Origin of the sequence: Bradyrhizobium sp. YCK136, assembly GCF_044570075.1 — a bacterium.
GTDB lineage: Bacteria > Pseudomonadota > Alphaproteobacteria > Rhizobiales > Xanthobacteraceae > Bradyrhizobium > Bradyrhizobium diazoefficiens.
This window is the reverse complement of record NZ_CP172424.1, coordinates 2477512-2499034: the sequence shown is the minus strand read 5'-3', so window position 1 is coordinate 2499034 and position 21523 is coordinate 2477512. Positions and strand designations below refer to the sequence as shown.

At 65.1% G+C, this 21523-nt stretch carries 18 protein-coding genes and 2 pseudogenes; 9 read left to right on the top strand and 11 right to left on the bottom strand.

Features of this window, described 5'->3' with window-relative positions; genetic code table 11:
* Window positions 1-21 precede the first annotated feature (21 nt).
* Window positions 22-1143: a D-alanine--D-alanine ligase family protein gene (locus tag ACFLEY_RS11735; protein WP_060908524.1), complete on the top strand. Its 1122-nt coding sequence runs from the start codon at window positions 22-24 to the stop codon at window positions 1141-1143.
* 84 nt (window positions 1144-1227) lie between these two features.
* Here the strand turns inward: ACFLEY_RS11735 and ACFLEY_RS11730 are convergent, their stop codons facing one another.
* Window positions 1228-2394, bottom strand: a complete 1167-nt coding sequence (locus tag ACFLEY_RS11730) for a hypothetical protein (RefSeq protein WP_060912658.1) — start codon at window positions 2392-2394, stop codon at window positions 1228-1230.
* Window positions 2395-2618: 224 nt separating this feature from the next.
* Between ACFLEY_RS11730 and ACFLEY_RS11725 the strand changes: the two genes are divergently transcribed.
* From ACFLEY_RS11725 to ACFLEY_RS11695, 7 genes and pseudogenes are all read left to right on the top strand, one after another.
* The gene (locus ACFLEY_RS11725) at window positions 2619-3722 is read left to right on the top strand and encodes an FAD-binding oxidoreductase (RefSeq protein ID WP_060912659.1); all 1104 of its coding nucleotides are present in this window, start codon (window positions 2619-2621) and stop codon (window positions 3720-3722) included.
* A 254-nt stretch (window positions 3723-3976) separates the two neighbouring features.
* Window positions 3977-4099, top strand: coding sequence for a hypothetical protein (locus tag ACFLEY_RS11720; protein WP_256380425.1), 123 nt, complete (start codon window positions 3977-3979; stop codon window positions 4097-4099).
* Between the two features lie 98 nt (window positions 4100-4197).
* Window positions 4198-5073 (top strand): branched-chain amino acid ABC transporter permease, encoded by an 876-nt coding sequence (locus tag ACFLEY_RS11715; protein ID WP_110117013.1) that lies wholly within the window; start codon window positions 4198-4200, stop codon window positions 5071-5073.
* Between the two features lies 1 nt (window position 5074).
* A complete protein-coding gene (locus ACFLEY_RS11710; protein WP_011089184.1) occupies window positions 5075-6001 on the top strand; it encodes a branched-chain amino acid ABC transporter permease in 927 nt (308 codons plus the stop codon).
* Window positions 6001-7482, top strand: coding sequence for an ATP-binding cassette domain-containing protein (locus ACFLEY_RS11705; RefSeq protein ID WP_060908525.1), 1482 nt, complete (start codon window positions 6001-6003; stop codon window positions 7480-7482). Before ACFLEY_RS11710 ends, ACFLEY_RS11705 begins: the two co-directional genes overlap by 1 nt.
* Before the next feature lie 50 nt (window positions 7483-7532).
* A pseudogene (locus ACFLEY_RS11700) lies at window positions 7533-8751 on the top strand (ABC transporter substrate-binding protein).
* A gap of 183 nt (window positions 8752-8934) precedes the next feature.
* A complete protein-coding gene (locus tag ACFLEY_RS11695) occupies window positions 8935-10245 on the top strand; it encodes an ABC transporter substrate-binding protein (RefSeq protein WP_028176130.1) in 1311 nt (436 codons plus the stop codon).
* Window positions 10246-10455: 210 nt separating this feature from the next.
* Here the strand turns inward: ACFLEY_RS11695 and ACFLEY_RS11690 are convergent, their stop codons facing one another.
* The 9 genes and pseudogenes from ACFLEY_RS11690 to ACFLEY_RS11650 form a co-directional block, all read right to left on the bottom strand.
* On the bottom strand, window positions 10456-11625 hold the full coding sequence (locus ACFLEY_RS11690; protein WP_060908526.1) for a Gfo/Idh/MocA family protein: 1170 nt from the start codon (window positions 11623-11625) through the stop codon (window positions 10456-10458).
* 43 nt (window positions 11626-11668) lie between these two features.
* The gene (locus ACFLEY_RS11685) at window positions 11669-11965 is read right to left on the bottom strand and encodes a septal ring lytic transglycosylase RlpA family protein (protein WP_060908527.1); all 297 of its coding nucleotides are present in this window, start codon (window positions 11963-11965) and stop codon (window positions 11669-11671) included.
* A 104-nt stretch (window positions 11966-12069) separates the two neighbouring features.
* Complete coding sequence (locus ACFLEY_RS11680) at window positions 12070-12915, bottom strand: CmcJ/NvfI family oxidoreductase (RefSeq protein ID WP_211433579.1); 846 nt, start codon at window positions 12913-12915, stop codon at window positions 12070-12072.
* Between the two features lie 360 nt (window positions 12916-13275).
* On the bottom strand, window positions 13276-14214 hold the full coding sequence (locus tag ACFLEY_RS11675) for an ABC transporter substrate-binding protein (RefSeq protein ID WP_060908529.1): 939 nt from the start codon (window positions 14212-14214) through the stop codon (window positions 13276-13278).
* The gene (locus ACFLEY_RS11670) at window positions 14211-15311 is read right to left on the bottom strand and encodes an LLM class flavin-dependent oxidoreductase (RefSeq protein WP_060908530.1); all 1101 of its coding nucleotides are present in this window, start codon (window positions 15309-15311) and stop codon (window positions 14211-14213) included. The genes ACFLEY_RS11675 and ACFLEY_RS11670 overlap by 4 nt, the downstream gene beginning before the upstream one ends.
* A 30-nt stretch (window positions 15312-15341) precedes the next feature.
* Window positions 15342-16510, bottom strand: a pseudogene (locus ACFLEY_RS11665) (acyl-CoA dehydrogenase family protein).
* Complete coding sequence (locus tag ACFLEY_RS11660; protein WP_060908531.1) at window positions 16504-17304, bottom strand: ABC transporter ATP-binding protein; 801 nt, start codon at window positions 17302-17304, stop codon at window positions 16504-16506. Before ACFLEY_RS11660 ends, ACFLEY_RS11665 begins: the two are co-directional and overlap by 7 nt.
* Window positions 17298-18320, bottom strand: a complete 1023-nt coding sequence (locus ACFLEY_RS11655) for an ABC transporter permease (RefSeq protein WP_060908532.1) — start codon at window positions 18318-18320, stop codon at window positions 17298-17300. The genes ACFLEY_RS11660 and ACFLEY_RS11655 overlap by 7 nt, the downstream gene beginning before the upstream one ends.
* Complete coding sequence (locus ACFLEY_RS11650; protein WP_060908533.1) at window positions 18298-19398, bottom strand: ABC transporter substrate-binding protein; 1101 nt, start codon at window positions 19396-19398, stop codon at window positions 18298-18300. The genes ACFLEY_RS11655 and ACFLEY_RS11650 overlap by 23 nt, the downstream gene beginning before the upstream one ends.
* A gap of 477 nt (window positions 19399-19875) precedes the next feature.
* Here ACFLEY_RS11650 and ACFLEY_RS11645 point away from each other — a divergent pair, with 477 nt between their 5' ends.
* Window positions 19876-20862 carry an ABC transporter substrate-binding protein gene (locus ACFLEY_RS11645; RefSeq protein WP_060912660.1) on the top strand — a complete coding sequence of 329 codons (987 nt, stop codon included), beginning with the start codon at window positions 19876-19878 and terminating at the stop codon, window positions 20860-20862.
* Between the two features lie 119 nt (window positions 20863-20981).
* Here the strand turns inward: ACFLEY_RS11645 and ACFLEY_RS11640 are convergent, their stop codons facing one another.
* Window positions 20982-21410, bottom strand: a complete 429-nt coding sequence (locus tag ACFLEY_RS11640; RefSeq protein WP_038966491.1) for a hypothetical protein — start codon at window positions 21408-21410, stop codon at window positions 20982-20984.
* Between the last annotated feature and the right edge of the window lie 113 nt (window positions 21411-21523).

The window sequence follows — 21523 nt, the reverse complement described above, 5'->3', positions numbered from 1 at the left end:
CGAGCGCGTGATAATTGAGCCATGGCAGACAAAATTCGCGTCGTTGTTCTCTATGGCGGCAGGTCCGGTGAGCATGAGGTCTCGCTGAAATCGGCCGCTTCGGTATTCAGGCATCTCGACCGCACCCGCTTCGAGGTGATCCCGGTCTCCATCGACAAGACGGGCCGGTGGCAATGGAACGATCTTGGTTCGCTCGATCAGGCGCACGCGGCGGCGTTGCCGATCCTGCCCGATGCGCCGGAGATGCGGCTCGCGAGGGGACCCGACGGACGCGGCGTCCTCATGCCGATCACGCAAGGCGCGGCCGCCCCGATCGAGATCGACGTCGTCTTTCCTGTCATCCACGGGCCGCTTTGCGAGGACGGCACCGTGCAGGGCCTGCTGGAATTGGCCGACGTCGCCTATGTGGGGTCGGGCGTTCTCGCCTCCGCCGTCAGCATGGACAAGGATGTCGCCAAGCGGCTCGCTGAATTCGCCGGCATTCCGGTCGCGCCCTATCGCGTGCTCACCCGCAAGGCCTTCGTCCAGGACCGCATCTCATCGCTTGCGAAGGCGGTCGAGGGCCTGAACCTCCCGGTCTTCGTCAAGCCGTGCAACATGGGCTCCAGCGTCGGCATCCACAAGGTCAAGACGCAGGATGCGCTCGAAGCGGCGCTCGACGATGCGTTTCGCTATGACGTCAAGGTGCTGGTCGAACAGGGCATCGACGCGCGCGAGATCGAGGTCGCGGTGCTCGAGGACGAGACGCTGTTCGCCAGTCTCGCCAGCGAGCTGAACCCCAACGCCCATCACGAGTTCTATTCGTACGAGGCAAAATATCTCGATCCCGATGGCGCCCGGGTCGACCTTCCGGCCAGGCTCGACGCGGCACAGATGGAGCGCGTCCGGTCACTCGCAACCCGGGTGTTCGCGGCGCTCGAATGCAGCGGCTTCGCGCGCGTCGACTTCTTCCTCGACCGGAAAACCGGCGAGTTCTGCTTCAACGAGATCAACACCCTGCCCGGCTTCACGTCGATCAGCATGTATCCGAAGATGATGGAAGCGTCGGGCGTGCCGTATGGCGAGCTGCTGAGCCGCCTCGTCGATCTGGCGCTGGACCGGCACCGGCAGCGTCAATCGCTGGAACGGGGTTACGCGAGCTAGGCGCCGGCGCGATCCGCCGGCGCCCGATCTGACCGACCCCAGGCTGACCTCAGCTGAGGTCAGCACCGGAGGCGGCACGGCCCGCTAATCATCGCCACGCTTCGGCGGCGCTGGCACAGCGGTCCGATTGGCGGGTACGATCTGCGGCTGGAACGCGAACACCTCGCGGCTGCGGTCGTCCACGAACACCTTCAGCCAATGCACGTCGTTGTTGCCGTTCGCCTGATTGTCGCCGAAGGTCTCGACGCGGACGAAGTTTTCGAGCCGCCGGCCCTTGGCATCGAGGAATGGCCGGTCGATACGGAAGTAATGGGAGTCGCCATGAACGTAGGCGACGGGCTTGCCGAAGGCGACCACCTCATCGCGCAGCGCGACCAGGAAAGCCTGGAAACCATCCGGATTGGCGTCCGTTTGCGCAAGCGTCTTCGGGTCACGCAACGGCGCGCGGGTTCCGTCCGACTGATCCCAGCCCGGGTCCGCCTGCGAGATGAACATGATGGCCGCGGCGCGATATGTTCTCGCCATCTCGAAGGTCTGCTGCATCCAGAGGATGTTGGCGTTGTTGCGCGCGGCCCATTCGGCGTCGTCCGGCAACGTATCGCAACGATTGTTGCACGATCCCTGAATGTTGAGCGTGGCGTAGACGACGCCCTTCATGATCCAGCGGCGGTTTTCGACGCACCCGGTCAGCTGGTTGTTGTGATCGAGGCACAGCTTGTCATGCTGCACCTGCTGCTTGATCGGCCGCTGGCCAAGGGAATAGTCAGTGCTGAAGAAAACCTTCCGCTCGTGGTCGAGCCTGTCGCGCGAGTTGAACGAGCCGTTCGCCGGCCGGTCGCAGTCGGTCCAGTCATTGTCGCCGGGGGTCACCATCGCAGCGGATTTCAAGGCATTGAAATATCCGAGCCCCTGCTGATACAGAGCGTCACTGCACGTCGTGGGAGTCACGGATCCCGGCGTGCCGCTGCCGGCTTTCAGGTCGCCATCATGCACCGTGAAGGCCAGCTTCTGGTCGTTCATGTCGGCGATCAGATTCGGCACGCCGACCTGCGCCTGGAGGTCGGAATATGGCAAATCGCCCCACAGCCCGATGGCATAGGCCCGGCTCTCGCCTCCCCTGCCCCGGTCGTCATCGTCAGCATGCGCGCTGACGATCGAACAAATCGCAAAGCAGGCTGCAAGCACGAGAAAACTCATCTTGCGCAGCCTGCCGTAGACGTCTTCCAACTTCCCTTCGCGAAGTCTCGTCATCGTCGCTCCCCAGAACAGCTTTGGACAGAACAAGGCTCGCCGCAGGCAGCAACGTTGAATTGTCCTGCGCCAGACCCGATCTACGAAAATGAGAAGAAGCCCCCACCTGCGGCTTCAAATTGCCGCAGTGAACGTATCCACCGGGTATGACGCCCGCGTGAAACATTTTGAAACACGGCACAGCTGATGAAGTCGCGCGCCGCGGGATCGACAAGGGAGAGAACATGCGCGTTGTGGTCTGCGGCGGCGGCGTGATCGGGGCCTGCGCGGCATATTTCCTGCGCCGCCGCGGCATCGACGTGACCGTCGTGGAACGGACCGAGGTCGTGGCCGCCGCGTCGGGCAAGGCCGGCGGCTTCCTGGCACGGGACTGGTGCACCGGCACGCCGCTCGATGCGCTGGCCCGGCGCAGCTTTGCGCTTCACGCGCAACTGCCGGAGGAGATCTCGGGCGATTGGGGCTACCGGACGATGACCGCCTATAGCGGTTTCGTTGCGTCCGACGGCGACGCGCGCCGGGATGCACCGTCCGCGCTTGGCTGGCTCAGCGACGGCGTCGTCATTGCACAGCGCATCGGCACGGCGGAGACGACTGCGATCGTTCATCCCCGCAAGTTCACGTCGGCCGTGATGAACGCAGCGCTGGCGCAAGGCGCGGAGCATCGCCCCGGCCGCGTCACCGGCATCACGCGCGGCACCGACGGAGCGACAGCCACGGGCGTCGAGATCGATGGCGACCTCATCGAGGCGGATGCCGTCGTGATCGCAATGGGGCCGTGGTCGCTGCTCGCGGCGCAATGGATGAGCCTGCCCGCCGTCTACGGCCAGCGCAGCCCCAGCATCGTCTACGACACCGCCGCCGACGTGCCAGCCGAGGCGTTATTCCTGGAGTGCGAGGAAAACGGCAGCGCAGTGTCGATCGAGGTCTTCCCGCGCGCGGACGGCAGCACGCACGTCACGGCCCTTTCCGACATCGCGCCGCTGCCGCTCGATCCCGCCGCCGTGGCGCCCGATCGCGATGCGATCGCGCGGCTGCAAACCATGTCCGAGCGGCTATCGCCGCTGTTCCGTCCCGAAAGGATCATCGCGCAGCAGGCCTGTTTCCGTCCGGTGACGCAGGACGGCTTGCCCTTGATCGGCAAGGTGCCGCGGAGCGATGGCCTCTATGTTGCGACCGGGCACAATGTCTGGGGCATCCTCAATGCGCCGGCGACGGGGGAAGCGCTGGCAGAACTGATCGCTGAAGGCGCAACGCGGGAGATTGACGTGTCGCCATTCGACCCCGCCCGGCTGACACCGCTCGATCCATCCCTGCTGCAAGCACGCTGAAGCGCTCGCCGACATCGCGGCTCCTCAACCGCCGATTGCTCTCAGCCTTTGATACTCACGCATGCCCGCCGACGGAATCTGCATGCCTGCGGCAGGATCAGTGTCTCACGCCTCTTTTGCCTGCAATTTACGCAGCGCTAGACTTTAGTCCTCTCTCATAATCCTGAACGCAGTTTCACTTGCCGGGGAAGTCTCGGCCGGTATAGTCGCGACACAATGGCTCACAAGAGGCCTGTTCAAAGGGAGAGAACAACATGAAGAAACGACTCTCTGTTGCATTGCAATTGGCGCGCGACACGGCCACGGCCGGCGCGCCGAAGGACGTTGCAAAGGCCGACGTCTGGCTTCCCAGCCTCATCAAACCCATCACAGGCTGATCGGGACTGCTCTCCGGGCGTGAGCTCGGAAGCGTTCACATGCGCTCCATACAGCACCTTCCCTAAAGGAGGCAGCTCGTCTGCCCGGCCAATCATCAATGCGAGCTTTCCAGATCCTGATCGATGGCTTTGCCATCAGCGCTCTCTACGCTCTCGGTGCCACCGGCTTCACGCTGATCTTCGGCGTCTCCGGCGTGCTCAACCTCTCCCACGGTGCCATCATGGTAGCGGCAGCCGTCGCCGCCTGGGCCGCCGCCAGCATCCTGAACGTCGGCACCTATGCCGGCGCGCTGATCGGGGTCGCGGTCGCCCTCCTTACGGCCTTCGCCACCTATTTCGCCGTGGTGAAGCCGATCCAGGATTCCCGGCGCATTCCGAATGAGGAGAAGGAAATCTTCGTCCTCACCGGCACGCTGCTATGGGGCATCATGATCCAGGAGCTGATCGCCTATTTCTTCACCAACAACGCCAAGACCGTGCTGCCGATCGTCGAAGGCGTCGTCGAGATCCTCGGCGTGCGCACGCCGAAGAACGAGATCTTCACCGCGATCGTCTGCTGCCTCGTCATCGCGCTGCTGTGGCTGCTCGTGAACCGCACCCGCACCGGCAAGGCGGTGCTGGCGGCCTCGATGAACCCGCGCGGCGTCACGCTGCTCGGGCTGGAGCTCACCAACATCTACATCGTCGTGTGGGCGATCTACGGCATCCTCGCCGGCATCGCCGGCGTGCTGCTCGGCATGTTCCTCGGCGTCAGCTCCTACAGCGTCGGCCCTCTGACGGCGAGCGCGTTCTCAATCGTCGTGCTCGGCGGGCTCGGCAGTGTCTCGGGCTCGCTGATCGCGGCCTTCGTGGTCGGCTATCTCGAAACGCTGACGGCCTATCTGGTCTCGCCGGCCTATCGCACCATTCCGGCGCTGCTGCTGCTCGTGTTCGTGATGTACATCCGGCCCCAGGGCCTTCTGGGGAGGCGCTGAGATGTCCACCTTCTTCACTTCGCGCCTGTTCTTCGTCTCGCTGGCGCTGGTCGTGATCGCGGCGACGCTGCCGCTTTATGTCTCCGGCTACGTGCTGGGCCTGCTGACCGTCGCCTTCTATTTCGGCGTGTTCGCGATGGCCTGGGACCTGCTGTTCGGCTTCGCCGGCGAGGTCAATTTCGGTCCGACCTTCCTGATCGGCGTCGGCGCCTACACCGCCGGCATCCTCAACGCCCAGTTCGGCTGGTCGGTCTATCTCTGCATCGTGCTCGGCGCGCTTGCCTCGGTCATCGCCGGCCTGGTGCTGGCGCTGCCGGCACTGCGGGTGCGCGGGCCCTATTTCGGCCTGACCACGCTGGTCGCAGTCTTGATGCTGCAAAATTTCATCGTGGTGTTCGCCGACCTCACCGGCGGCGAGATCGGGCTCACCATCCCCGACGTCATCAGCATCAATGCCGGCACGAATTACTGGATCGCGCTCGGCTTCATGACCATCTCGGCCGCGATCCTCTATGGCCTGTCGCAATCGCCGATCGGCCTCGTGCTGCAGGCGAGCGGTCAGGATCCGGTGCAGGCCGGCGCGCTCGGCTTCAACATCGTCAAGCACAAGCTCGCCGCCTTCATCGTCAGCGCCTTCTTCTCCGGGCTGTCGGGTGCGCTCCTGGTGTTCTATTTCGGCACCGCCTCGGTCGGCACCGTCGTCGACGTCGCGGTCGGCGTGAACGTGATCGTCTCGGCCGTGCTCGGCGGCCGGCGCACCGTGCTCGGCGCGGCGCTGGGCGCGATCTTCCTGATCGTCGCCGGGGAATTCCTGAGGCCCACCGGCGAGCTTGCGACCTTCATCGTCTCGGCGGTCGCGCTTCTCGTCGTGCTGTTCTTCCCCGGCGGCTTCCTCGGAGCGGCCCTCTCGCGCGAGGCTCGCTCGTGATGGATATGAGGCTTTCAAACCGGGCCGTGCTCGAAGTCCGCGGTCTGACCAAGCGCTTCGGCGGCCTGACCGCGGTGAAGAATCTCGGCTTCGAGGTCAACAGCGGCGAGATCTTTGGCCTGATCGGGCCGAACGGCTCCGGCAAGTCGACCGCGATGAAGAGCGTGATGGGCATCGAGCGCCCGACATCAGGCGAAGTGGTCTTCGAGGGCGAGGACGTCGCGGGCCTCCCCGCGCACAAGATCGCGCGCAAGGGCTTTGGCATGGTGTTCCAGCACTCGCGGCCGCTGAACCGGCAGACCGTGCTGGAGAACATCATGGTGGCGCTGCTGCCGGACAGCCTGTTCATGCTGTTTCCGGACAAGGCGCTGGTCGAGCGCGCCAAGTGGATCGCCGACCGCGTGGGCTTAGGCAACGTCATGAACCGCCGCCCGCCGACGCTGCCGTTCGCTGATCTGCGCCGGCTCGAGCTCGCCAAGGCTATCGCCCGCGATCCAAAAGTCGTGCTGGTGGACGAGCCCTTTGCCGGGCTGACGCGGGCCGAGGTCGATATCTTCTCCGACCTGATCCGCAGCTTCCGCGATGACGGCCGCGCGGTGATGCTGGTTGACCACAACGTCAAGAGCGTCGCAGCGCTGGTCGACCGCGTGCTCGCGATGTATCTCGGCGAGGAGATCGTCACCGGCAAGGCCGAGGACGTCATGAAGAACGAGACGGTGCGACGAGTCTATCTCGGCGGCGCCATCGAGACCCATGCGCGGCCCGAGACCAGCTTCAAGGACAAGGTGCCGCTGCTCCAGGTCGCGAATGTCAGCGTGTTCTACGGCAAGGCGCAGGCGCTGGACAACGTCTCGATCCACGTCCACGAAGGCGAGTTCGTCTCGGTCGTCGGCCTCAACGGCGCCGGCAAGACCACGCTGTTCAACACTATCTCCGGCTTCCTGCCCTATAGCGGCGAGATCGTGCGCGGCGGCGACAGGCTGCGCGGCACCAGCCCGGCCAGGATCGCGCGCAGCGGTCTCGTGCAGTGCCCGGAATCGCGCGAGCTGTTCGGCGAGATGAGCGTGCGCGAAAATCTCGATCTCGGCGGCCAGCATCTGTCCGACGACAAGCGCGCGGCGCAGCTCGCCTGGCTGTTCGAGCTGTTCCCGATCCTGAAGGAGCGCCAGGGCCAGATGGCGCAGACGCTATCCGGCGGCGAGCAGCAGATGCTCGCGATCGGCCGCGCCCTGATGATGCAGCCGCAGATCCTGATCCTGGACGAGCCGACGCTGGGCCTTGCCCCCGTCATCCTCGAGCAATTGTCCAAGGCGCTGACGAAGCTGCGGCAGACCACGTCGATCACGGTGCTGCTCGGCGAGCAGAACGTCACTTTCGCGCTACCGCACGCCGACCGCGTCTATGTGCTCGAACACGCCAGGATCGTCTGGGAGGGCGATCCCGGCCGCTTCGCGAGCGAGGCCGGCGCTGATTTTCTTTAAGTCCGTCAACATCAACAAAAACCATAGAAGGGAAACGACCATCGACCATCCTGAGCGGCAGCTTCCTCGCCTCCGCGCTGGCGCTGTGCCTCGCCGCCCCCGCCTACGCTCAGTCGAACGATCCGATCAAGATCGGCGTCATCGCCGAAGTGCAGTCGATCGCGGGCGCGGCGACGCCGGGCGGCGCGCAGATCGCCGCCGACGAGATCAACGCCAAGGGCGGCATCCTCGGCCGCAAGATCGAGATCGTGACCTATGACAACAAGAGCTCCTCGGCCGACTCCGTGCGAGCGTTCCAGCGTGCGGTGAGCGAGGACAAGGTCTCCGCCGTGATCGCGAGCTATATCAGCGAGGTCGTGCTCGCGCTCGAGCCCTGGGCGGCGCGGCTGAAGATGCCGCTGATCACGCCGGGCGCCGCCTCGAACGAGATCACCAAGGCAATTCACAACGACTATGAGAAGAACAAGTACACCTTCCACGGCTGCCTGACGTCGGCGGCGCAGGCCCAGCTCGTCTGCGACGCCGCCAAGGACCTGCTCGTCGACAAGCTCAAGTTCAAGACGGTCGCGATCATGAGCGAGGACGCCGCCTGGACCAAGCCGCTCGACGTCGGCTACGAGGCGTGCCTGCCCAAGGCCGGGCTGAAGGTCGTCGAGCACGTGCGCTTCTCGCCGGACACCACCGACTTCACGCCGATCTTCAACAACATCGAAGGCAAGAAGCCCGACGTGATCGTGACCGGCATCTCGCATGTCGGCGTGCAGCCGACGGTGCAGTGGAAGAACCAGCAGGTGCCGATCCCGATGTTCGGCATCAGCGCGCAGGCGCTGAGCGACCTTCTGGAAGGACACCAATGGCGCCGCTGACGGCATCCCGTCGCTGGCGGTGGCCACTCCGGATGTCGCCGTGACCTCCAAGACGAAGCCGTTCGCGGCCGCCTTCAAGGCCAAGTTCGGCTCGCCGCCGGCCTATACCGGCTACACCGCCTATGACGAGGTCTACTTCATCACCGAGGCGATCAAGCGCGCGGGCTCGACCGATCCCGACAAGATGGTCGCCGAGATCGAGAAGACCGATTACGAGGGCACGATCGGCCGCATCCAGTTCTACGGCAAGGACGACGAGTTCACCCACGGCATCAAGTCCGGCCCCGGCGCCGTGACCGGTCTCGTCTTCCAGTGGCAGGACTCCAAGCAGGTCGTGGTCTGGCCCGAGAAGATCGCGGAAGGTAAGCTGAAGTTTCCGAACTTCGTGAAGCTGTCGCAGTAACCAGCTCGCACCGGCATCGGGCCCATCGCTCCGCAGGGAGCGGTGGGCTTTTTGCTGTCTTTCGCAGATGCGTTGTGCGGCGGAGCACCGCGTATCGACCTTGGGCGATGTTGACTTTCCGCCCTCCCCATACTTCGCAAAAGGATAACAACCAATCATAAGACGGTCTTGAGGGAGGATAGGATGCCGACTTCACGCAGGCAGCTGCTGAAGAGCTCGGCGGCTGCCGCCGCCGCACTCAGCCTCGATTGGACAAGGGCCCAGGCGCAAGCCGAGACATTGCGCATCGGCCTGATCTACGACCTCACCGGCCCGTTCGCCGCCGGCGGCTCGGTCGCCTCGTCAATCGGCGCGCAGATCGCGATCGATCTCGTCAACGAGAAAGGCGGCATCGGCGGCAAGACCAAGATTGCTCCAGTCGCTGCGGATTCCCAGAGCAAACCCGACGTTGCGATCAACGAGGCCGAACGCCTGATCAGCCAGGAGAAGATCGACATCATCAACGGCGTCTATGCGAGCTCGCATGCGGTGCCACTCGCGGCGAAGGTCGAGCAGCAGAAGAAGATCCTCTGGATCACGACCGCGGTCTCGACCGCCGTGTTCAAGGACAAGAACCTGCAATACGTGTTTCGCGCGCAGATCCATTCCGACCAGTATGGCCAGGCTTTTGCCGGTTTCCTCGCCGAGCATGCGAAAGCAAAACTCGGAATGGATCCCAAGGAGGTCAAGGTCGCACTGATCCATGAGGACGGCCCCTACGGTGTTGGCGTCGCCGCCGCCGACGAGGCCTACGCCAAGGAGGCCGGCATCCAGGTGGTGCTGCGTGAGGGCTATTCGGCCTCCGCGCCCGACCTCTCGGTGCTGGTGACCAAGATCAAGCGCGCCAAGGCCGACGTGATCTCTCATGCCGGCTACAACCCCGACATCACCCTGTTCCTGCGCCAGGCGCGCGAGAGCGGATTGCGCTTCAAGATGCTGTTCGGCGCCGGCGCCGGCTACAGCCAGCTCGACAAGCTGCGCGCCACCTTCGGTCCCGACATCGACAATTTCTGCAACATCGATCCCGTGCCGGCGCAATTGCTCGATCCGGCAAAGCTCGCACCGGGTATCGGCGATCTGACCAACGCCATGGTCACGCGCTACAAGGCCAAGACCGGCGCCACCGACGTGCCGCCGCACTGCTCGATGGGCTTCAACCAGACCTGGGTGCTGCTCAACAACGTGCTGCCGGTCGCCAAGGAAAAGTACGGCAGCTTCGAGCCCGAGGCGATCCGCAAGGCCGCGCTCGACGTCGACATCCCCGCCGGCGGCACTATCCAGGGCTATGGGGTAAAGTTCTTCCCGCCGGGCACGCCGCTCTCCGGCCAGAACGAGCGCTCGACGCCTGTCGTGATGCAGAACGCCGGCGAGCACATCTCGGTGGTGTGGCCGACCAACATCCGCACGCAGGACCCGGTGTTTCCCCTGCCGAAGGGCTCGACTTACGGGGCGTGAGGGGGTTCTTCGCCTCTCCCCGCTTGCGGGGAGAGGCCGGAATACGCGCGATGCGCGCGGATTCCGGGTGAGGGGGAGTCTCCGCGAACTCCGCTGTCACAGTCCCCGCGGAGACTCCCCCTCACCCCAACCCTCTCAGCGCGAGCGAAGCTCGTCGCGGCCCCGCAAGCGGGGCGAGGGAGCTCGGTCCCGCCGCGGTAACGATCTCCCCTACAACACCACCCGCCGTCCCTCTTCCGCGGCCCAATACCCCGCGTAGTTCACCTTGATCGTCTCATACGCCAGCGCGAGGTCCGACAGCGGCTGCCGGCCGGTCGCGGCGCATTCCATGAAGTCCTGGATTTCCTGCAAATAGCCGCGCGTCCACTCCTCCTCGATGCAGACATATTGCCAGCCGGTTTTGCGGTCGACCTTTTCGGTGATGTAGACGTTTGCGAGGTTCTCCTCGGAGGTCTGGTAGCTCATCAGATGCGTGTTCGGGGTGATGTTGGCGAACAGCGAGCCGCCGCTCGTATAGGTCTCGATCAGGTTGCGCACGCCGCCCATGATCATGTCGCCGGAGAACACGGTGGCCTTGGTGCCGTCGGAGAACGTCGCCGTCAGCGTGCCCCAATCCTCGACATCGACGGGGTTGGCCTTGATGTAGGTGCGCTCCTCCGGCTTCAGGCCAGCGGTGACGTTGCCGACATCGCCGGTGACGCTGGCGACGCGGATGATTTCACCGCGCGCCCTGGCCTCGACCTGCTTGAGATAGAGCACGGCGGAGAGCGGATGGCAGCCCATGCGGATAAGCGAGCCGCCGCCGGTCATCGCCCATTGCGCGGCGTGGGCCGCGTGCGAACCGGAATGGCTCTCCTCGCCCTTCATGAACAGGATCTTGTCCTTGGTCGCCTTGATGATCTCGGCGGTCTTGGTCACGGCCGGCGCGTAGATCCAGTCCTCGGCGTACATGAAGAGCTTCCCGGTGCGCTCGATCGCGGCGCGCGTCCTGTCCATCTCTTCGATCACGCGCTCATACATCAGCGCCTTCGGCACGTGCTTGCCGATCGGCTGCGTGTCGCCCTCGCGGCCGAAATAGCCGGCGAACGGCTTTTCGCAGATCACGTGCTTGCCGGCCTGCATGCTGGCGACGATCATCTCCGCATGAAGGTTCGGCGGCGTGCAGATGTCGATGACATCGAGCTCGCCGTCCGCGATCAGCTCGGCGAAGCTCCGATAAACACGCGGGATATTGTGATGCTGGGCGAACGCGACGACCTTGTCGCCGCGCGCAGCCACCGCCGCGACCTCGACGTCCACGCCATAGACGCGCCGGAACGCATACATGTGCAGCTCCGACACGAAGCCGCAGCCGACGAGTCCCACCCTGATCCTGGCCATAGCGCCCCCCTGCTTTGGGCGGCACTATAGCGCGCCCGGAGGCCTATTCCACCGAGACGCGCACCACGCCCGCGCTCATCATGCCGAGCGCGCGGGCGGCGGGCACCGAGAGATCGACGATACGGCCGCGGATGAACGGGCCGCGATCATTGACGCGACACTGGATCGAGCGGCCGCCGTAGGACACCCTGAGCACGCTGCCAAACGGGCGCGTGCGGTGGGCGCAGGTCAGGTCGGCGCCTTTGCCTTTTCCGTACCCGTAATATGAGGCAAGTCCGCTTTCGGCATGCGCCAGAGAAAATGTGGCAAGACAAAACAATAAAGTGGTCAGCGCTCGCACGGCACCGCTCCCCGGTTGGCCCTGCCCCGCGCTGCAAACGTCGCCTTGTTCCCCTAAGTTCCGGGAACACTGCCGGGTCACCCCGGCAGTGCCATCACACATTGTTACTGTTTGTGGAACACCAGCGTGCGCAGCTCGATGCTCTCACGTGGCGGCGCATCGGCGGGCGTGGTCGGATCGACAAAGGCGGTATGCGGCCCGAAGCGGGTGCGGCCGTCCGTTGCGGAATCGTAGCACTTGAGCAGAAGCGCCTCGTCCGGCGTCATCTCCGGGAAATAGAACCAACGGTGGTTCGGATTGTATTTCACCGAATAGGTCTCGCCGCGGCGATTGGGATAGATCAGGTCGGAGGCGATGAGATCCTCAGGCGCCACCGTGGTGCCGTCGGCCATCGCCAGCGGTGAATCGCGCAAGGGGCCGCGGATCGGCCGCCAGAGATTGATCACCTGCACACGCCCCTTCAGAAGCTCGTCGGCCTCGTCAGGCAGATGCTCGCGCACGCGGTTGGCGCCGGAGACGGCGGTCTGGTCGACATGGACACGCGTCGCCGGCTGACGCGGGCCACCATCGCGAATATCCGGGGCGCCCTCGACGCGCTTGCGCACGGTATGGTCGAAGATCAAGACGCGATCGGCCTTCAGCGTGGCACGCAGGAACGCCTCGACCGCGGGATAGTAGACCGCGCGTATTTCCTCGTCGTTGTAAAAATCCTTCACCTGGGTCGGATGGCGCACCAGCGCAAAGCCTTCGCCGTCGAGCGAGATATTGTTCGCGATCAGCCGCGCGTCGAAGATCGGCACCTGATGCGGCTCCGGCAGCGACGTGCTCTTCGGCTCGCCCGGCGGCGGATCGAACGCGTAGGTGCGCGGCTTGCCCCGAATCGGCGCGAGATAGTTGAGTTCGGCGGTGACGAAGGGAAGCGATTCGATTCTTGTTTCTTGCAGGCCCATGGCCGGTCTCCCGATGTGGTCGTGGGATTGATTTTTGACGGGGTAGAGCGCGCCGCAAGGGAGGTGACGCAAATAGCAATGCAGCTGTTGTTAAGCGGAGGGAACGCAGAACGAATCTGTCGAGAACGGCGGTCGCTCTGGCTACGTTCTTCTCGCTTCACGGATGCTTGAGGGCTTCGTCAGCCCTCGTACCCCGCCGCCGTCATTCCGGGGCGCCCGCAGGGCGAGCCCGGAATCCATCGGGCCGCAATCTTTGTAGATCAATGGATTCCGGGCTCGCGACTTCGTCGCGTCCCGGAATGACGCCGGTGCAGCACTTCACGCCAGAGCGCGTCCGGGACACGCGAGTGTGCCTAGCAGCTACAGCCCCGCCTTCGCGATCGCATCCGCAAAGGAGCGGTCGACGATCTCCGCCGCATCGAGCTTCTGCTTGATCAGGCCCCAGCGGAGGTACAAATCGATCGTGCCCTGCTCGTCCGCGACCACGCCGTCGTCGATTGGCGCGATGCGGATTTTTGCACGCGACAGCCAGTTTAGCGGCACGGCGGTCGGGATGTTCATCAGCCTGCCCCAGGTCGCGGCATAGCTATCAACGTTGTTCAGCGACCACGCCCGCGCGGCGGTGAGGCGGCGGATGAAGTCGGTCAGTTCGGCACGCTTGTTCCTGATAGCGTCGGGCCGCGCCACCTGAAAACTCAGGCCCGGCGTCAGGCCCTCCGAGGTGATGATGCGGCGCGATTTGAACAGTACCTCTTCCTGGCTCACATAAGGCTCCCAGGTCGACCACGCATCCACGGAGCCGTGCGTGTAGGCGATCTTGGCATCCGAGGGCGCGAGGAACGCGATTTGCACGTCGCTCTCACTCCAGCCGCTTTTCTCCAGCGCGGCCAGGATCAGCTGATGGCCGATCGAGCCGCGGCCGGTTGCGATCTTCTTGCCGCGGAGGTCGGCAAAACTCCTGATCGGCGAATTCTCGGGCACCAGGATGGCGAGCCCCTCGCGCGTCTGCCGGATCGCGGCGATCGCCTTCACCGGCGCGCCGGAGGCGGCAGCGAAGGTGAAGGGCGCGTCACCAACGAGGCCGGTCTCGATCGCGCCGGCGCTGAGCGCCTCCAGCAGCGGTGCGGCGGCCGGAAACTCCTTCCACTCGATCTTGTAGGGGACATCCTTGAGCTGGCCTGCCGCTTCCATCACAGCCTGCGCATTGCCCTTCTGGTCGCCGACGCGGAGCGTGGTTTGCGCTGCCGCCAGTTCCAACGAACCGAGCAGCAGCGCGCCGGCCAACATGAGGCGGATCATTCTGCCGCCTCGCTGCGAACGGCCCGGCGCTTGGCCACCAGCTCGCGCGTCAGCGGGATCAGCTCGCGGCCATATTCGATGGCGTCGATCAGGGGATCGAAGCCGCGGATCAGGAAATGGCTGATGCCGAGGTCGTAATAGTCGCCGAAGACTTCGGCCACCTGCTCGGGCGTTCCGACCAGCGCGGTGGTGTTGCTGTTGGCGCCGGTGAGCTTTGCGATCTCGGTCCAGAGCCGCTTGTCGATCCGGCTGCCCTGGTCGGCGAGCGCGAGCAGGCGCCGCGCACCGGCGGTGGCGTGGCCGTTGGCGGGCTTGCGATAGCCGGTCTTGTCCTGAAGCGCAGTGGCGCGCGCCAGGATTTCTTCCGCCTTCTCCCAGGCCTGCTTTTCGGTGGGCGCAATGATCGGGCGCACCGAGAGGCTGAAGCGCGGCGTCTGCCGGCCCTGCCGGACCGCGGCATTGTGAACGCGGGACGTGACGTCGCGCACCTGCGCATAGGATTCGCCCCACAGCGCGAAGGTGTCGGCGTGCTTGCCGGCGACGTCGATCGCCGCGTCCGAGGCGCCGCCGAAATAGACACGGATGCCCTCGGGACGATACGGCTTCACCTGCGAGAAGGCATTCTCGACCTGGTAGTACTTGCCCTTGTAGGTGAACGGCTTGTCGCTGGTCCATTCCAGCTTGAGAACATCGAGGAACTCGGAGGTGCGGGCGTAGCGCTCGTCCTTGTCGTCGAGCGTGTTGCCGTCCTGCCGGAGCTCGGTGGCGTTGCCGCCGGTGATGACGTGAAGCGCGACGCGGCCGCGGGAAAACTGGTCGAGCGCTGCGAACTGCCGCGCCAGCAGTGTCGGCGCGGTGAAGCCGGGCCGCTGCGCGATCAGCACGTTGAGGCGGCTGGTCGTGTTGAGCACGTGCTGGGCGACCTGGAGCGCGTCCGGCGTCGTCGAATGAAACGCCAGCAGCGCACGATCGAAGCCGGCATTCTCATGCGCCTTGGCCACCGTCTCGATGTGGGTGGGGTTGAGGACCGGCCCCTCGCGGACGACAGTTTCGGACGAATTGTTGTTGCTGATGAAGCCGATGAACTCGATCGACATGATCGTCTCCCTGATTGTTTTGCGGAAAAGCTAGAGGTCCAATGCGGCGCGGCCGAGGCCGGTGCGCGTGGAATCGTCCTGCGGCGTGTGCACGCGACCGCACAGCACGTCGCGATAGTGCCGCTCCAGTGGATTGGTGCGAGAGAGGCCGTGATTGCCGGTAAGCGACAGCGCGTCCTCGACGGCGGCCACGGCATTGTTGGTGACGGTGAGCTTGATCACGTTGGACTCGGCCGCCGAGAGCTCGACACCGTCGTCGAAGTCGCCGGCAAAAGAGGCGATCAGCCGCGCATTGACCGCGAGCCGGGCCTCGACGGCGCCGAGGATCTCCTGCGCACGCGGCAGAGTCGCGAGCGGCGCGCCAAGGCTGGCGGGGACGCGTTGCTTCAGGAACGAGATCAGCCAGTCGCGCGCGGCGCGGGCGACACCGTCATAGATTGCGGCAACGAAGATGGTGTGCACGGTCGCCTGCGTGACGTCAGGTCCGCGCCAATCGGTGGGCTTGCGGACATCGACCTCGGAATCGAGCGGGATCACGACGTCATCGAAGATGACGTCATGGCTGCCGCTGGCGCGCAGGCCGTGATGGTCCCATGTCTCGACGATGCGCGTGCCCGGCAGGCCCGCCGGCACCAGGAACTGTCCGACCCGCGGCTCCGCCTCGTCGGTCCGGGCCCAGACCAGATACCATTTCAGGATCGGCGATCCCGTCGAATAGATCTTGTGGCCGGTCAGGCGCCAGCCGGTCTCGGTGCGCCGCGCGATCGTCGCCGGCAGGCCGCCGCGCGCAGGCGAGCCGAGCTCGAGACGCGCAGCGCGTTGACGAGTGCAAGGCCTTCGACAGTCTCACGCGCAAGCTTGCGCGACAACCGGGCGGGCTAGGTCGGACTGCGCGCCATGACGAGATGATTGATGTAGTGCATCGACAGTACCAGCGCGGTCGACGGATCGGCCTTGCCGATGATGCCGATGACGCGCGCGGCGTAGCGCGCACCGGCGCCGGCCCCACCATGGACTGCGGGAACCGTCAGCGACAGCAGGCCGGCCTCGGAGAGCTCGCGAAAGTTCTCGAACGGAAAGCTGCCGGTGCGGTCGTGCTCGGCCGCGCGCGCGGCGAAGGCCTCGGCCAGCGCCTCGGCGCGGGCGACGTAGTCGGGTTCGCTATGAGCCAAGCGGCCTTTGGCTATGGAGGTCACCATGTCGCATCCAGTCCCAGAAGGCCGAGGATCTGGCGCCGCAGGTCGGCCAGATACGGATCGCCGCGATGGCGTGGATAGGGCCGGTCGACGCGGATGTCGGCCTTCACCCGCGCGGGACGGTCGCTGAAGACGATGACGCGGTTGGCGAGCACCAGGGCCTCCTCGGCGTCGTGCGTCACCAGCAACGTGGTAAAGCCCTTGCGCTGCCAGAGCGCGACGATCTCGGCCTGCATGGTGATGCGGGTGAGCGAGTCGAGCTTGCCGAGTGGCTCGTCAAGGATCAGGATTTTGGGATCGTTGACCAGTGCACGCGCCAGCGCGACGCGCTGCGCCATGCCGCCGGAGAGCTGGTGCGGATAGGCGTTGCGGAATGGCGCAAGCCCGACCAGGTCGAGCGCGTCATCCACGCGCTGCCGCTGACTCTTGAGGATGCCCTGGGCCTCGAGGCCCAGGGCGACGTTGTCCCAGACCGACCGCCAGGGAAACAGGGTCGGATCCTGGAACACGACGACGCGCGAAGGATGCGGCCGGGTGATGCGGCTCTCGTCTTCCCGCAAGCTTCCCGCCTTGGGCTTGTCGAGGCCGGCAACGAGCCTCAGCAAGGTCGACTTGCCGCAGCCGGACGGGCCGAGCAGCGCGACGAATTCGCCGGGCTCGACCGAGATGCTGACGTCGCTCAACACCGGCAGCTCGGCACCGTCGATGTCGAAGGCATGGCTGACCTGCTCGATGTCGAGCGCGGCGCCCGCGGCGGGATGCGTGGCGACTTCGGCCAGTGCGGCTGCGGCTACCATTTCACGGTCCCCTTCTGCCAGACCAGAAGGCGATCGCGGATCGAAAACAGCAGCGTGATCGCGCCGGAGCAGAGCAGCGACATCACGATCAGCGCCGCATACATGTTGGCATAGGCGGCCCAGCCCTGCGCCCATTGCAGATACCAGCCGAGGCCGGCCTTGACGCCGATCATCTCGGCGACGACGAGCACGGCAAAGGACGAGCCGAGCCCCATGAACAGGCCGACGAACACATGCGGCAGTGCCGCGGGGATCGCGACCTTCAGCACCAGGAAGGACGGCTTTGCACCCAGCGTGCGCGCGACGTCGTAATAGGCGTTGCTGACGCTCGCGACGCCCGACCAGGTCAGCACGGTGACGGGAAAGCCGGTCGCCAGCGCGATCAGGAAGGTCGAGGCGCTCCAGCTCGACGGGAAGGTGAAGAAGGCAATCGGCAGCCAGGCGGTCGCCGGCAGCGGGCCGATGAAGCGCAGCACCGGATGCACCCAATAGCCAACCGCACGCGACCAGCCGATCGAGACGCCGGTCAGGAATCCTATCGTGGCGCCGATCAGATAGCCGCCAAGCTGGAGCTTGACCGAGGCGAACACGCTGTCGAGCAGCTTGGGCAGATCGTCGGTATAGACCTCGATGATCGACTGCGGCGGTGGAAAGAACGGCAGCGGCAACCAGGCGAATTTTGCGGTGGCGACTTCCCACAAGGTCAGGAAGGCACCGAGCGCGACGAGCCAGGGCGCGCGCTTATGCAACGCCTTGCCCGCCGAGCCGAGATAGTCGGCACCGAAGGTGCCGAACAGCGCGACGGCCGCGATGACGAAGGCGGCGATGCCGAGCGAATGCGTGCGCGACCAGTCGCCGACATCTTCCCACCACAGGCAGGACAGGCCGAAGGCGATCCAGGCGACGCTGGCAAGAATACCGACACCGGATTCACGGACCCAGCTCGCAAGCAGCGGCGCGCGGGCGAGGCGTGGTGCGCCGGAGGCAAGGCCGTCAGACAGCGAATACGTCGACATAGATGCGCTCCGCGAATTTGGCAGTATCGGTGCTCTGCTTGAAGACCTGCACGCTCTTCAGGTCGTCGGCATAGGCCTTGAGCTCGCGCTTCAGCACTTCGCCGACGGGATGATGGTGGTGGGTGTGGTAGCGCACCATGCCCTCGATATCGGCGAGCGTCGCCGCTTTCGGTGCGTAGGGCTGGAACGATTTCGCGGCCACCGTCGGGTTCTGCGAGGTGAACATCGCGGCATCGAGCAGCGCCTGCGTGATGGCACGGGCGACCTGCGGCTCCTCGCGCACCAGGCTGCCGCGCAGGCCGACGATGCAGCAGCTCTTGTCGCGGTATTCGCCGTCGAGATTGGAGGCGACTTCCTTGTACTGGCTGTCCTTCAGCCAGAGATAGGCGAGCGGATCGGACGACAGGAAGGCCTGAACCTCGCCCTTCTCGACCGCGACGTTGAGGAGATTGCCGGGATAGGCGCGCCAGTCGACGTCCTTGACCGGATCGATGTCGAGCTTTGCCAGCTGGATCGAGAAGAAGTTCTTGTCGGGACCGGCGAGATCGCCGACCGCGACGATCTTGCCCTTGAGATCGGCGAGCCTGGCGACGCCGGAATCGGTGCGCGTCAGCACGCGCATGCAGCCTCCATGGGTGCCGGCGGCGATCTTGACGTCAAAGCCCTGCTCCAGCGGCTTCAGCCAGCGCAGCGCCATGCCGAGACCGGCATCGCTCTTGCCGGTCGCGATCGCTTCAAGGAGCTGGTCGGTCGAGCCGGAATAATTGACGAGCTCGACGTCGAGATTCTGCTTCTGGAAGAAGCCGTGCTCGATGGCGACGGGCAGCGGCGCGAGGCAGACCGCGCCGGCATTCCACGACAGCTTTAGCTTACGCGGGGCACCCGTCAGCGCGGGCGCGTCAGATGCCGTCCGGCACAACGGGAACTCGGAGAAATCGATGCCGGATCCGATCGGCTGCGGCGCGAAGGCCTGTGCGCCGAGCGCACCGAGCGGTGCGGCGAAAGCCGCAGCCAATCCCGCCTGGAGCAGATGGCGACGGTCGAGACTCGATCCGCCGCGCTTGTTCTCGTTGTTCATCGGCCCCTGGCTCCTGCGCTGGCACGTCTCCGCCGTTTGCGCAACGAATGTCGTTGCGCATGTTCCGTACGGAGCTGCGTTGAGAGAAAGTTTTTCCGTCGGCGCTTCCGGCACCGCGTTGATGCGATGCGCAAATCATGCGGCGCGCTCGCCGCATCGTCAATGAAATGGAATTTCGAATGTTGCGCGCAGCGAAGTCATTCTCTCCATCGTCGCGTGCAGGAACGGTGAAAGGATTTTCGCGGCCGGGTCCGTTTGTAATCTCCATCACGACTGCGGCATCCGCATCGTTGCAACACTGCTTTGCGCCGGCGCACGTCGCTTTCTCGAAAGCGATCGTTCGTTGAAACGTCCTTGCCGATCGCGCGCGCAATACGGTTGGCCATTTCATTGACTGCGCATCGCGCGCTCATAGACTTGATCGTCCCGCTGCATCGTTCGCTCACGCGCCGTGAGCAAACCAACAAGACAGATCACATGAGCATCAACTCTTCCTCTCTCGATCATTCCCTGACGCGCTGGCTTGCGGCGTCGCTGCTGGCGGCCGCCATCACCTTTTCGACGGCGGCCGCATCGCTCGCGGCCGACACCGTCGTGCTGCGCGTCGGCGACCAGAAGGGCGGCAACCGCTCGCTGCTGGAGATCTCCGGCTACGCGAAGGACCTGCCCTACAAGATCGAATGGTCGGAATTCCCGGCCGCAGCTCCGATCCTGGAAGCGCTCAATGCGGGCGCGCTCGACGTCGGCTACACCGGCGATCTGTCCTTCCTGTCGGTCTATGCGGCGGGTGCGCCGATCAAGGCGATCGGCGGCACGCGCTCGGATGCGAAGACGCAGGCGATCCTCGTGCGGCAGGATTCGCCGATCAAGTCGGCGGCCGACCTCAGGGGCAAGCGCCTCGCCGGCACGCGCGGCGGCTGGGGGCAGTTTCTGATCGACGCGACGCTGGAGAAGGCGCAGATCAAGCTGGAGGACGCGACCTTCGCGCCGCTCGGCCCCGTGGATGCCAAGATCGCGCTGGTGGCGGGCTCGATCGACGCCTGGGCGGTGTGGGAGCCCTACGTCTCCTACGCGACGCTGAAGGACAAGGCCCGCGTGATCGCCGACGGCGACGGCCTGACGCCGACGATCACCTTCATCGTCGCCTCCGACAATGCCATCGCCACCAAGCGCGCGGCGGTGCAGGACCTGGTGCAGCGGTTGAACAAGGCACGGCTGTGGTCACTGGATCATGTTGCCGAATACGCCAGGAGCACGGCCGAGCTGACCAGGCTGCCGGAGGACGTGCTGCAGTCGGCCTACACCGCGCAACGCACCAGCCCGATCGTGATCGACGAGAACGTGTTGAAGGAGATCCAGGCAGCTTCGGACCGCTCGACGCGCTACGGCATCCTGCCGAAGAAGCTCGACGTCAACCAAGCCGTCGACCGCAGCTTCACCGCGGCGGCCGCCGGGTCGAACTAGGCGGAGGCGGCGGGATGCACAGGCTTCGCCTCAAGGCCGGCCCGCTGCATCTCGCCGCCATCGTGCTCGCGCATCTCGCCTGCATGAGCCTGATCGTGTGGCTCTCGCTTTAACCGCGATCACCAATATCCGCGGTAGTACGGGCGCGCATACGGCCGGTAATAGCCGTAATAGGGCCGATAGACCCGGCGGTAGCCATAGTATCGCGGATAGGCATAGGCCGGCCCGTAGCCGTAATAGGCCGGCGCATAACCATAGCCATATCCAGGATAACCATAGCCACCGTAATACGGGCCGCCGCCGTAATAGCCGTAGCCGTAAGGCGCGCTGCTGGCGATGGCGCCGCCGATGATCGCGCCGACCGCGAGGCCGCCGAGGCCCCATCCCCAGCCGCCGCCGCGCCAATGCACCTGCGTGACGTCGTCGCCGGCCGCAGCCTTCATGGCCGCGACATTGGTCGGCATCGGGGCTGCTGCGGCCTGCCCGATTTGGCCGGCCATGACCGCACCTGCCAGCGAACAGGCAATTGCCGTTGTCCAGATCCTCATCGTCTTGCTCCCTCTCGGACGTTTCGCCTGGAAAAAGGATCGCAGGCGTATGATCGGGCATCCTTGCGCCAAGTCAAACGCTCGATTCTGCGTGCGGCGCACAAGAGAGCCCA